This is a genomic window from Niastella vici, assembly GCF_002077945.1.
In the GTDB taxonomy this organism is placed as follows: Bacteria; Bacteroidota; Bacteroidia; order Chitinophagales; family Chitinophagaceae; genus Niastella; species Niastella vici.
This window is the reverse complement of record NZ_LVYD01000077.1, coordinates 18,630-32,417: the sequence shown is the minus strand read 5'-3', so window position 1 is coordinate 32,417 and position 13,788 is coordinate 18,630. Positions and strand designations below refer to the sequence as shown.

Below are 13,788 nucleotides of genomic sequence, written 5' to 3'. Positions count from 1 at the left end.
GTTCACTAAATAAAGGGAGTGCCTTTCGCACTGAGGTAGAAGTGTCGACGTCGATGACGTACGGGCCCGCCCAGGGTCTAACTAAAATAATCGGCCTTGGTGATGCCCAGTTTTTTCATTTTGGAATGCAGGGTATTGCCCGGGATATCAAGGATCTCTGCAGCGCCGCCTGAGCCGGAAATTTTACCGGCGCATCGTTTCAATACATCGATAATATAATCACGCTCCACTTGCCCGAGCGAGCGGTTTAACGCATAGGCCTGTTCGTGCTTTTCGGCATTGGTTTCCCGAGGAATATATACTTCATCGAGCACACCATCGGTCGCCAGTAATACGCTTCGCTCGATCAGGTGTTCCAGTTCGCGTACATTACCCGGAAACACATAACTGCGTAGTTGCTGTATCACTTTTGGCGTTACTTTTTTGATCCTTCGCCCGGTATTCTTGCTGTACCTGGCCACGAAGAAATGAATAAGCGGTTCAATATCATCTGCGCGTTCGCGCAGGGGTGGCAGGGTTATAGGAAATACATTTAACCGGTAATACAGGTCGGCCCTGAAGCGGCCTGCTTTTACTTCTTCTTCCAGGTTGCGATTGGTGGCGGCGATCAACCGCACATCTACCTTTATCGTTTGTTTGCCACCCAGCCGTTCCAGCTCACGTTCCTGTATCACCCGTAATAATTTTGATTGGGCTTCCAGCGGCAACTCGCCAATTTCATCAAGGAATAATGTACTTTGATTGGCCAGCTCAAATTTTCCCAGCCGCCGGTCTATGGCGCCGGTGAATGCGCCGCGCTCATGACCAAACAATTCACTTTCGATCAAATTGGCTGGCAGGGCAGCGCAGTTTACTTTTACCATCAATTTATCACGGCGGGGCGATGCATTGTGAATGGCCCTTGCGATCAGTTCCTTGCCGGTGCCGGTTTCGCCCAACACGAGCACGGTGGTATTTGATTCTGCTACCAGCGACATCAGGCGATATACTTTTTGCATGGTGTCTGCATTGCCAATGATCTCCGAAAAATTATAGATCGTTTTGATCTGCTCTTTCAAATAATCATTTTCCACTTCCAGTTGCTTTTTATAGGCCAGTAATTTTTCATTGGCCAGAATATTGGCAATGGCAATGGAGATCTGGGCGCAAATACCTCTTAATATTAATGGGCTCAGGCGGTCGGCCTGCATCCAGATGGTGCCGATATTTTTATTGCCCACCCGCAAGGGCAGTCCATAGCTGTTCCTTAAGCCGGTGGTTTTCCACAGTTGTGCATAGGCGTTCCCGCTCTTCAGCTCTTCTTCAATATTGAATACCACACCCTCTTCACTGGCCAACACCTGTGCGGTGTATTTTTCTTCGATGGTAATAACGTTGGCCGACATTTTTTCAAAATCCACTTTGGCCTTTTCAAACAGTGTTTTGTCAAACATAAACGGGCTCATGTGAAAACCATCTTCATCGATCACCCTGATCATGGCAAGCTTTGTATGCAGGGTTTTGTCGAGTACCGTAACAATGGCAGCCTGCAGGTCATTCTTTGTTCTTACCTGTGTAATATCATTGCTGAAGTTCAGCAAAAAGGCCTGCTCTTCCTGTTTTTTGCTGATCTGCTCATTGGCCATAATATTGGCCAGCGCAATGGAGATCTGTGAACAGATGCCTTGCAGCAGGGGAACGTTGATCTCTTCAATATCAAGGAATAGTAGTCCAAGATTTGTTTCGCCATTACGCAGGCGAATGCCTAAAAAGTTTTTGAATCCCATTGCCTGCCAGTTCAGTAAATAGGGCGCCGTAAGGCCGCGTTGTATTTCCCGTTCTACATTAAACAATAAAGGAATGGGACTCTCAAGTACCCGGTTCTGTAAACCGTCATTGATAGGGTAGCTGGCTTTTTGCAGTGCGTTCACTATATTTTGATCGTGTTCTTTCAATCCCAGATCAAACACATAGGGGCTCATGGTGGTTTTATCTTCATTGATGCGGCGAATGACATAACCGCTCTTTTGATTTAACTTATTTATGGCGGTGCGAACGGAACGGGCCAGTTCTTCCTTCGTTCTTACTGTAGCAATGTCGCTGCTGAATTCGAGCAGAAAGGATTTTTCTTTTTCCTTGTTCCGCAGCTCCTCATTTTTGATAATATTGGTTACCGCACTTGACAACTGGGGTGCTATGCCGTTCATTATACTTCTGAATTCATTGGTAAAACGGCCTGCTTTGTCGGAATAGATATTAATAAACCCGATCGGTTTTTCAGCATTCAGGAGTTTGGTCATCAGAATTTCCCTGATGCCACCTTCATAATTCACCCGCAGAAATGCGGGGCTTTGTGGTTGGTCCATCACCTCCTCCAGTATAAAGGAGATGGGGCCATCGGCTGCCAATACACTTTTGATGAAAGGCTCGTTCAATGTAAAGCGCTGTCCGAACAGTAGCTTATAGCCTGGATGCGACTTTATAGGTGAATTTTCAATATCATACAAAAAGGCGCCATAGGTTTCGTCTTTATGGTCAATAAGTGCAATGATGGCATGTGTAATGCTATAAAGACTTTTTAACCGCTTTGAAAACAGGGCAATGAGATCGTTTTTGTCGCGAACCCTGGTGAGGTCATTTCCCAGGTCGAGCAGGATCTTTCTTTCCTGTTCAAGCGCGGTTTTTGAAGGAACCGCCCCCTCAGCTCCCGGAAGATTTGCCTTTTTCATGAAGGCAAAAGTCGGACAATATACTATTTCAGCAAAACACCATTGGAAGTAAACCCATTATCAGGCATTTGCACGGGGCTGGTTTGTTCATTCCATTGAACCGTCAGCGTTTCCTCCTTATGCAGCGGGTTACTGGCATACAATCGTTTGCCGGCGATCAGTATTAAACAGGGTTTGTTGACTGTCAATTTTTTATTGGCGCTTATTTCGAGAGAACCCGGCAAATAAAAGGCGGCCATGATGGTTCCATCGGGAAAACTAACCGCCTGGCAACTGGTATCATTTTGCAAAACGGTCCAGGTTGGTAGCGCCACCAGTGATTGCGCTTGCTGCGGGGTGGGGCAGGCCGCCAGTACATAACCGGTATTTAAATTATTGACGTGTTTGCCATGTAATATTGCCGGCATAAAAAGGTTGGCGGTTACCGGTGCGTCAGTTAAAGAATTATTGATCGATTTCCAGGTGCCGGTAACGGATTGTGCCTGCAGGCTCACCTGTGCCGGTTGCAGGGGTATATAGGCAACTCCGGCATGATAGACCCACTTTACCTGTTCTAATTCGTGCCGGCCTTCTTTGATAATGTGTCCGGGTTCATTAACCGTGATCGCACCTTTCCAACGGCACTGGTCAAGTGTTGTATATACGATTGAATCGGTATTGCCGGCTGTTAATCCGGCGATCAGGCATACCACCACGTTGCCATGGTTTGCCCAATACTTGCGGGCAGCAATACTTTGTTTTTGTTCTTTATCTACCAGCCGGTAATCCATTACACTCAAACCCGATGCGCCATTGTTCACGCCGCCAACGAATGGTTGCCGGTCGATCCTGTATGCGCCATTGAATGCGGTAACGCCCGGTAGCCGTTCCCAATCCCAAACCGGCATCAGATTAAAATATTCGTCCCCACTTTTAACTATATACGCATCGCCGCTGTGCAGCAAATGTCCTTTAAGGTTCTCGCTGTTGATCGATTCGGTAGCCAGTGTACGGGTTGAAATGGTTTTTACAAAAAAGCTGAAGTCTTTATGATGGTAAACTGCGAAATCGGAGTAAGGATAGTACCGGTAACCTGTTAATGTACCCCTACCGTTCTGGATCGCTTCGAGTGTTTTAAACTGTTGCGTTTCCTTTGGCCACAGATCGCATAAATAGGGGACCAGTTTCCTGATGTCGGCACTCTGCAGGGCATTCATGCGGCTAACGGAGCGGTCCATGGTGCCCGGCACCGTGTTGATACCGCGGGCCATCCATTGCCAGCCTTTTAACGTAAGGTCTTTTAGCAGGTTCAATTTTTCTTCCGGATACGCCAGGGTGGTGCCCCTGAGCAACCAGGCCATGCGCACGTTCTCCCATAAAAATGCCTGTCCGTACTGGTACAGCTGTAACCGGGCGCCATGCTGATGAAAACTATGATCGGGTTGTATGCCTTCGGTGGTGGTAAGGGCAATTTCATTCAGCAACAAATTACGGCAGCGTTGCATCAGTTCCCAATCGTGGGTCAATGCGCCATAATGAAAACCCAGGTTAGCGCTCCATACCAGGTTGGCGCCGGCCCCATTCTGCTGCACTTTGAGCTGATCCATTACTGCCAATGTGCTGTTGAGTTGTTCCCTTGTGAGCGTGTCACGTAGCAGGGTGATGATGTCGCGCATAAACTGTGGCACCCCAATCTGGTTGTGCCACCAGTTGGCGTTCTGGTAGCGTTTCTGTAACCAATGATTCAGCGCGGCATTCATTGGCTTCCAAACCGCTTCCTGGTGATAGAAAGAACTTGCGGGTTTGGCCCAGGCAATTGCCAGGTCGCGAATACGGTCCAGGTGTTTGCTCACCTGCCAGTTGGCCAGCTCCGCATTATTGTATGGAATATCGGGCCATTGTCCATCGGCAGTAAGGGTGGCTGTGCAGGAACGGACTGATGCTGCATCGGGTTGTATAGTCTGCAAAAGATACGTGCGGTACCTGTTGACCACTGTATCTTCCTCAGCCAGTCTTTTATACCGGAGCATGGCTTCCAGGTAATAATAATCGGCATAGATCAGCGGTACATCAATGTCGGCGTTTTTAGGATAATTGCCTACACCGTGTTTCAATAGAAAACCGCCGTTTTCCCCTATGGCAGCCCGGTAGGCGGGTGAACACAGGGAGCGAAGCATGGTTTCGGCTGTCGTGAAATACGTTTTAGCCGTTTGGCGGTTTACATAGCCCGACAATTCCAGTAAAGCCGAACATAGTATGGCGCCTGCCGATACATCCTTGGCGGTTGTGGGAATACCGGGCGCATCAAGGTCCCAGTATGGAATTCCGTCTTTGGGGAAATGGGGATGGTGCAGTATAAATTGCGCAATCCCGTTTGCCTGTTCCAGGTACACCGGGTTTTTCGTTTCGCGGTACAGTACCGTATAGCCGTAAAGGCCCCATGCCTGTCCGCGCGACCAGGCCGATGAATCTGCCGCGCCCTGTACCGTTTGCTTTTTTAAGATGCTGCCATCGGTTGGGTTATAGATCACCAGGTGATAAGAGCTGTAATTAGGCCGGAAATGATTTTTGAGGGTAGTGTTGGCGTGGGTAACCGCTATTTTATAGAAGGAGGAATCGCCGGTGAGGCGGGTAGCTGCAAACAACAGTTCCAGGTTCATCATATTGTCGATGATGACCATAAACCGCCCGGGGTCCGAATCCCAGGAGCGAATGCAGCCCACCCGCTCATTGAAACGGCTTGCCAGGGACCTCGCACTATTGATGATAACGGAATCATATGCCGGTTTGGGCGCCAGCCGTTTGGCATTGCCAAAAGAACAATACATCATAAAACCCAGGTCGTGCGTGGTGGTATTGAACTGTTCCTTTTCCAATACTGTTAATTTTCGCAGTGTTTCCTGGTATAGCAGCGTGTCTTTTGTTGCTTCGTATAAATATAATAATCCGCCGGGATAAAAACCGCCCACCCAGGGTTCTGACCCGCTGGTCACCAGTTTATTACTGGCTGCATACCAGGTTACCGGAAAACGTTCCCGCGTTAGTTGTTGCGACAGTTTTTTATATTGTTCTACCGACTCCTGTAAGCTTTTGTCAACATCGTTCAGCAAGCCGGCAGGTGCGTTTTGTTTTAGATGCGGTTGCGCCCATGCGCCGGTATGCATCCACACAAACAGCATTAAAAAAATGGCTATACGCAATCTGTTGTGCATTTTTATTTTATCAAAAACCCTAACTGATCATATTTGAGTTCAACAGCCGGATTGAATGCATTGCTGCCCATATATTGCTCCAGGCTATAGCGCAATTGGCGGGCGGCCGGGCGTTTATCGAGGTCGTGCGACAGATCAAGTGAACTGATGATCAGTTTTCCTTTTCCTGCTTTTACCTCAATTACATTGGCCATGCGGCGGTTCTTAAAGAAATTATCAATTACCGTAACGATGGGCGTAAGTTTCGGCAATGAATCCAATACCATTGTTTTGGAGGAAGTGATGAGGTCCCACCATTGCCAGTTGCTGTAAAAATCAGTGGGAAATTTTTGCAGGGCCGGGTGTTGCGGTTCGCATAAGATGCCCATGGTACCGGGCTGATTGGGAAAATGCACCGGGCTCCAGAACACGGGCGCAAACCGTCCTTCTTCTCCTTTTAGCGCTGTGGTATCCGGATTCAATAAGACGTTCCTGCCTTCATTAAGCCATTGCACGGCTTCTTTTACCGATGTGGTAAATGCTACTTTATTATTGGTTTCCTTTAATTGAGCAGGATATACCCAGAAGGTCCAGTTGTTTTTGTAGGTAGTGCCTTCGAGCTTTAATTCAAGGGTTAGTTGAGCGGCTTCTGTTATTGAACCCAGTTCAATGCGGATGCTGCCCAATTTATTGTCATTGCCTACAGGCAGGTCTTTGGCAGTGAGCCGGCCGCTGAACCATTTTTTTCCTTTTGAGTCGGTGACGGTCCAAACGGGTACTACGCCTTTTAACTCGCTGCTGCTGAAATTGGCTGCTTCGGCGGTTGCTTCCAGTGATTCGTTATTGGTGTAGGTGGCTTTTTCAAAACGAAGCAGGGGCACTACCGGGCCGCAATACTGGCGGTGTTGTTCCGGGGTTACCAGTCCCTTGCTGTCCCAGAAAGCATCCAGTATGCCCACCAGTGCGGTTCCCTGTCCGGGGAAATCGTGCAGGTCGAGCAGTTCAAAACCGCTCAGACCCTTTGTCTTTAAGGCGCGTTCTATTTCTTCTTTATACAAATTAGCCGAGAATTTTCCGCTGGCCAGGGTATAGGAGGGCGCGAGTGCAAGCAGGCCTTTGCGCGACAGGTCCTTCTCAATGGCTTTAAAATTCAGTGGGTCCAGTACGCCCGTATACTTTTTTATTTCTTTCAGGTTGGGATACACGGAATATTGTCCGATCTCATGGGTGATCAATGGCACCGTTAAACTATCAATGGACTTTGTATAGTCTGTAGAGAAATTGGGCGCATACTTATTGAATATTCCCTGTCCGCGTACCCAGCCTTTCCTGGTGTATTGCGTAATAAAATAATCGTCGTCTGCTTCGGGCCAGGTGCCATGTCCTTTCTGAAACGTAAAGGTAGTGGTGGTGTACAGGTGACGTTTATCTGTTGCTTTCAGTTGTTTCAGCAAACCGGCCAGCCATTGAAAATCGCCCTGCAGTTCATTGCCCAGCGACCATAATACAAAGGAAGGGTGATTGCCATATTCCTTAATGATCTGTGCTGCTTCTGCTTCCAGGAAACCGTTGGTGTTTTTATCCATTCCGGTGTTCATGCTCCAGAGCGGCAACTCTATCTGCAGGTAAAAACCCATGGAATCTGCTACGTCAAAAGCGGCCTGGGGCGGGCACCACGAGTGGAACCGTAAATGGTTCAATCCATAGGCTTTGGCGGTGCCAAATACTTTCAGCCAGCCATTTTTCTCCATAGGCGGATGACCGGTCAGGGGGAAGATATTGCATTCCAGGGTGCCGCGCAGGAAAATACGTTGTCCGTTCACCTGCAGCAGCCCATTGGTATTTGTCACTTCGCGCATGCCGAATGTGGCAGTGGCTATGTCTTTCACCGCAGGATTTTGTGCGGTGAGCGCCACGTTAACGGTATACAGGTTGGGATGAAATTCATTCCATAATAGCATGGCTTTTCCCAGCGCCACCTTTATTTCCTGTTTGGAAGTACCGGCAGCAACGGTTACTGTTTCCTGTTTGGTGATAACTACTTTTTTGTTTTTATCCAGCACCTGAATTTGCAGGGTGGCGTTCACCGCCTGCGCATAATTGTTCTGCAGGGTAGGGGCGATGATCACTGACCCATCCTTTACGTCAGGAAAGGTTTGAACATGATCAATAAACAAAGGGTCTTTAGCAATCAGTTGCAGTTTGCCGATCACCCCGTTCCAGATGATCTGGGTGCCATCGGTATAGGCATGGGCCATTTCGCGGTGGGTGATATCATACTGTTTGCTATTGTCGATGCAGATCACCAGCAGGTGTTTGCCTGGTTTTGCCAGGGCGCTCCCGTTGAACCGGTGCGGCGCCGATAAACTTTCCCCGCTTCCCGCTTCTTTTCCATCGACCCACACCCTTGTTTTCCAGATCACCCGTTCAAGGTACAGCTCTAGCTGTTTGTTGGCAAAGCCTTGTGGTATCACAATTTCTTTACTGTACCAGGCGGGGCCAATATAGGAGTGCTTTCGGGTAAGCCGTAACAGTACATCTTTGTACAGGCTATCGGTTGTGAGTGTTGGCTTGTTGCCGATCGCTGCATCGTCAAGCGTACCTGGCAATTTGATGGCTGTTCCTTTCTGCTGGTTATACCATTGCTGGTCTACCCCTACATGCAGGGAATCGAGCCGCACCAGCCATTGGCCCGACAGGGAAATCGATTGTTGGGCGGAACTGCGGAGGCCGGAAAGTAAGAGACAGAAAATAACAAGCTTTCGTTTATGGTTATTCATATGTGTTTAAAATCGTGAATGTGTCAGTTGCCGGTTACCAGTTTCCAGTTTCCGGGCCTTGAATGTCGATCATTCTACCTAAATGGGGATGCAGTGAATTTTATCCTGGTAACCGGAACCCGGTACCTGGTAACTCTATCTACTTGTCAACTTTCTCAGCAGTTTCGGTGAGCGACAAATGTGCCTTTGCTCCAAAATGCATCACGTCATTGGTCAGCGCCTTCTGCAAACATTCCTTTGCTGCTGAAATATTTTCTAATCCTAAAAATCCCAATCCCATCATATAATAGCAATGGGTTTGGTTGCGCACCCTGAGATCGTCTTCAAAGATCAACAGATCGGGCAGCGATACGGCGAAGTAATCGATCTTCACTTCATCGTTTAAGTGCGACTGGCCATATTCTACCAACCGGGAAAATATGCTGCCGGCTTTTTCTTTTTCTTCCAATGTCTTCCAGGCCAGTCCCTGGTAAAAGATCTTATCTGGCTGCTGATCGTTATAGAACATGGCGGCGGTTGGTTCTGATAAACCCTGCGTGGCTTTTTGCAAAAAGGCTTTCGCTTTTGTTGCATTGCCTGTTCCTTCATAAGCGCATGCCAGCCAGTAAAAAATATCGTTCTCCTGTGCGCCATGCAATTTGCCTTCGCCGAGGTCAGGCGGGTATATCTGCGCCTGCTCAAGCAATGCGATGGCTTTATCATACTGTGCCTGCTGAATATGTTCGCGGGCCATTTCAACCAGGCTATAGCTATATTGTGCCGATACCTTGCCTTCGCCACCTTCCCAGGGATGAAATTTTCTTTGCATAATAAGCGCATAGGCCCTGTTATATTCGCCCAGGAAATTATACAGGGCGGCCCTTTCGAGGTACAGGTCATCTCTTTGTTCAACCACGGCCACATGCTGTTCCAGTAATGCCAGCCGGTCTTTTGCAGCTGTGTTCAGGCGTTTGTACAACTGGTCAAGTTCCATCAGTACGCGGGCGTCTGAAGTGTCCAGTGAAAATGCCACTTCATAAAAGTTGACAGCTTTTGCGGGATCGTTCCGTTTGTTGAAATAAGCAATGCCGAGGTTGCGGAATGCGGTGGGGAAGGAGGCGTCTCGTTGCACTGATGTTTCCCAGGCTTCAATGGCTTCATCATACTGCCGTTTATCGTACCACAGGTTGCCAAGGTAATAGGGCGCCCGCGCATCAGTTGGGTTCAGGCTGGAAGCCAGTTGCAGAATGGCAATTTCTTCCAACCGGTTGGGGAAGCAACCGCGGGGATCAACCTGCGCGCCTTTGGCAAAAAACACTCCGGCCTTTGATACTTCGCCCAACTGGTAATGCGCCCAGCCAAGGTAATACCATACGAGGGGCGATGCCGGGATGGCTGTATTGTCAGCCACCAGGTTCAGCCATTCAATGGTTTCGGCATATAAACCTGCTGCGGCATAATCCAATGCATATTCGAAATAATTGTGTGCACTTCCTCTTGCCAGTTTTATCAGTTGTTCCAGTGAACGCCGGGCTGCATTGGCATCGCCCAGCTGTTCATATAACTTGTGTTGTTCAAAGAGCACCGGAAGATTGAAGGGGTCTTTTTCCAGCGCCGCGGTACAAACTTTTGCCGCAGCGGGGTATTGCCCCAGCCTTCTTAGAATAATTGCTTTTAGTGCAATGGCCTTGCGGTTTTTTGTATTGCGGTCTAGTGACAGCTGTACATGTTCAAGGGCCTGTTCATAGTTGCCCTGGGCCACATCGATCTGTGCTACAGAAAAATACCCACTGTCTTGCCAGGCGCTGCTCCAGGTGGCTTTGTAAAAAGCATTGTATGCTTCGGGTAAACGCCCCTGCATTTTTAAGCTCAATCCCAGGTTATAATAAGGCTCGCCATCATAGGGGTTGGGGTTGCGTGAAATAAGGGTTTCAACGGCTTTCCGGAAATAGGGTTCGCTTTTGGCAAACTGACCTCTGCGCAACAACCATAACCCAAGCGCATTGTTATTGCGGATATCCTTAGGATCACGCCGCAATGCTTCTTCATAATAGGGCACGGGGCTATAGGTGGCATGGCGGTATTGCTCAAGGTGCAACCCGGTTAAATACAATTGCTCGTTATTTTCCACTTCTTCGGGCGCCAGGGCAGCTTTGGCCGGTTCGGGAATGTCGCTTTGTTTATTGGTCTTGCTTTCATAACGCAACACTTCTTTTCCGGCTTTGTTGGTGAGGGTAAGTAAAATATTGTCTGCTGTTATGCCTTCTGCAACCGGAATGGATTTATTGTAAAGGGTTTCCGGATTTACCAGAATGACTTCATTCAATAATTCCTGCGCATCTTTTGTTAGCTGTATCTTCAATACCTGGGCCGAAGTGGCAAATACTTTTACCTGCAGTGTGTTGTTCACTTTCTCTACATTCATCAACACATCTTTTGTGGCATTCTTTACCACGCCCAGCTCACGGTAAGGCATAAAGTATTGGGTGAATGATTTTTCCTCATAGGGCATCAGCCAGCTGAAATCCGGTTGATTGTCGGTGAACACCCCGGTCATTAATTCAATATAAGGACCGTCTTCATCGGTGAGGTTGCGGTCCCAGGCCTGGCCAAAATCACTGTGTCCCCAGGTCCATTGTTTTTTACCCGGCGATACATGGTGATTGGCTACGTGCAATACACCGGCCTGGGTGTCGTGTTCATACCCCCCTACAAAATCATAATCTGAATTAACGGCCATATAGGAAGTGGGTACCGGAATGTTTTTATAGCGGGAGATATCGGTGCCCGGTGAGTAATCAACTTTGTAATAGGTACCTGTAGCAATGGGGAAGGTAGATACATCGCGTTTGCCGTGATCGAATACCGCATTCACATCGGGCGGAAACACGGATTGGTAATGGTCGTTCACCTTCACGGCCGGATTGGCCCACCACAAAAAAGTTTGGGGCAGGGGCGTGCGGTTGTATAGTTTTACTTTTATTTCAAGGTATGCTTTACCGGGGTGCAGGGTAAAGCCGGCCATTCCCTTGGTGCGGAACATGCGTTCTACCTCGTTCACCCAAACGGTTTTACTGCCGTCTTCATTTTCTTCAATGGAATAATCAACCGGTTCATACGTGCTGGGGCGATGGTGTTGTGGCCAGTTAAACTCAATGCCGCCCGAGATCCAGGGACCACATAAACCAACCAGCGCCGGTTTTATAACCTGGTTATAATAAATAAAATGCCGTTGTTTGATCTTGTCATACGCCATTTGCACGCGGCCCCCCAATTCAGGGAGGATCATGATCTTCAGGTATTGGTTCTCCAGAAAAAGGCCCAGATATTCTTTGTTTATTTTCTCATCATAGATCTTTTCGATCACCGGGTTGGGATATACGACGCCGCTGCTTCCCTGGTATACCCGTTTTTCAAAGAACATGGGATTTTTATCGGGCTCGCCTGTTTCATAGGTTGGGATCACTACTTTTTCTTCCCAGACTTTTATCATTGAACTGCTCATGTCTTTTAGCGTTGGTTGTTTGAAGCAATATATTTTTTGTAGTTGGGTCTTAATGGGCAATAAAAGATTCCAGTTCTTCCAGCGTTTTGCCTTTTGTTTCTTTCACTTTTGATCTTATAAAGAAGAAGCCCAGTAAACAGATGCCGGCATACAGCCAGAACGGGCCATAGGTGCCTAATTTCTCGGCCAGTATGGGAAAGGTGAACGCCAGTATGAAGTAGGCGGCCCAAAGCGATACAACCGCAATGGAAGTGGCCAACCCGCGCACCTTGTTGGGAAATATTTCAGCGATGAGCACCCAGGTCACCGGCGCCAGCGAGGTTGCATAACTTGCTATTGCCAGTAATACGAATACAGATACCACACCGGTGCTGGCCTGGTTGCGCAGCAGCAGGGCCAGTACCACATACAGGATCGATAAACTCAATGAGCCCATCAGCATCAGCGGCCGGCGGCCCAGCTTATCAACCTGCCACATGGCCAGCAATGTAAACAGCAGGTTCACGATACCGATAGAGATGGTCTCGAATAACTGAAGGTCAAGGTTGGCCCCTACCGATTCAAAGATTTTGGAAGTATAATTAAAGACCACATTGATGCCACAGAACTGTTGAAAAACGGCGAGCGCAATGCCGATGAACACTGCAGGGCGCACGCCTTTTGCAAATACGGCTTTATAAGATTGTTTGGTTGAGCCCGAAAGCGAAGCCTTGATCTCATTGTATGAATTGGCTGCAAAACTGTGGCCACCGATCTTTTGCAATATTGCTTCTGCTTTTTGTTGCCGGCCTGCTTTTATAAGCCAGCGCGGACTTTCGGGCAGCCACAATACGCCAATGAAAAATAACAGGGAAGGAACGGCGCCCAGTCCGAACATCCAGCGCCAGGCTTCCTGCCCATTGTCAGCTAACGTATAATTCACGAGGTTGGTGATCAAAATACCGAGTACGATCGTCAACTGGTTAATGGCTACATTACGCCCGCGTACAGCCGCCGGCGAAACTTCGGCAATATACATGGGGCTTAGCATGGAGGCCATGCCCACGCCGATGCCTGCAGCAAAACGTGCGATCACAAAGCTGGTGAGCGAAGGCGCCAGGGCCATACCCAGGGAGGAAACCGTAAAGATGAGCGCTGCCGTCATTAAACCGGGCCGGCGGCCATAACGATCGGCCAGGTTGCCGGCCACCAGGCAGCCTATAATACATCCAAGCGCCAGTGAACCGGTCAAAAATCCTTCCCACCAGGCATTCAGCTGAAACTGCACTTTTAAAAATGGTAAAGCGCCGGCGATCACGGAAAAGTCGAACCCGAACAAATAGCCACCCAATGCTGAAACAAACGAAATGCCGATGATGTATGCGTTGCTGTATGAATTTGGCCGTTGCATCGTTATGATTTTCATGAACAAAAAATAAAATTATGCTATATGTAGCTGATTACTGGCGCTTGTTAAGGCATCAAAAATCCATGACAAACTTATGTTTGAAGCAGCGGCTGCAAAATGGAAAATCCCTTGAAAAAGATGGACTATCTTATGGTTGCCGGGTGCCGGTTACCTGTTACCGGGACCTTGAATGTTGAATGGGCTGCTTTTAATCGGGCACTCCGAATTTTATGCCCGGTAACCAGAACCCGGTAACTGG

General features: G+C 48.4%; 5 protein-coding genes. All 5 read right to left on the bottom strand.

Going from position 1 to position 13,788, the window contains the following annotated elements:
• Nucleotides 1-77 precede the first annotated feature (77 nt).
• Nucleotides 78-2,708 carry a sigma 54-interacting transcriptional regulator gene (locus A3860_RS32265; RefSeq protein ID WP_081154650.1) on the bottom strand — a complete coding sequence of 877 codons (2,631 nt, stop codon included), beginning with the start codon at nt 2,706-2,708 and terminating at the stop codon, nt 78-80.
• A gap of 23 nt (nt 2,709-2,731) precedes the next feature.
• Nucleotides 2,732-5,899, bottom strand: coding sequence for a polysaccharide lyase family 8 super-sandwich domain-containing protein (locus tag A3860_RS32260; protein WP_081154649.1), 3,168 nt, complete (start codon nt 5,897-5,899; stop codon nt 2,732-2,734).
• A gap of 2 nt (nt 5,900-5,901) precedes the next feature.
• Nucleotides 5,902-8,658: a sugar-binding domain-containing protein gene (locus tag A3860_RS32255; protein ID WP_081154648.1), complete on the bottom strand. Its 2,757-nt coding sequence runs from the start codon at nt 8,656-8,658 to the stop codon at nt 5,902-5,904.
• 139 nt (nt 8,659-8,797) lie between these two features.
• Complete coding sequence (locus A3860_RS32250; protein WP_173820298.1) at nt 8,798-12,130, bottom strand: DUF5107 domain-containing protein; 3,333 nt, start codon at nt 12,128-12,130, stop codon at nt 8,798-8,800.
• A gap of 61 nt (nt 12,131-12,191) precedes the next feature.
• Nucleotides 12,192-13,547, bottom strand: a complete 1,356-nt coding sequence (locus tag A3860_RS32245; RefSeq protein WP_143774379.1) for a sugar porter family MFS transporter — start codon at nt 13,545-13,547, stop codon at nt 12,192-12,194.
• Nucleotides 13,548-13,788: the final 241 nt, after the last annotated feature.

Coding starts and splice junctions, on each gene's coding strand:
- A3860_RS32255 (WP_081154648.1), bottom strand. CDS start 8,658: ATGAATAACCATAAACGAAAGCTTGTTATTTTCTGTCTCTTACTTTCC.
- A3860_RS32260 (WP_081154649.1), bottom strand. CDS start 5,899: ATGCACAACAGATTGCGTATAGCCATTTTTTTAATGCTGTTTGTGTGG.
- A3860_RS32265 (WP_081154650.1), bottom strand. CDS start 2,708: ATGAAAAAGGCAAATCTTCCGGGAGCTGAGGGGGCGGTTCCTTCAAAA.
- A3860_RS32245 (WP_143774379.1), bottom strand. CDS start 13,547: ATGAAAATCATAACGATGCAACGGCCAAATTCATACAGCAACGCATAC.
- A3860_RS32250 (WP_173820298.1), bottom strand. CDS start 12,130: ATGATAAAAGTCTGGGAAGAAAAAGTAGTGATCCCAACCTATGAAACA.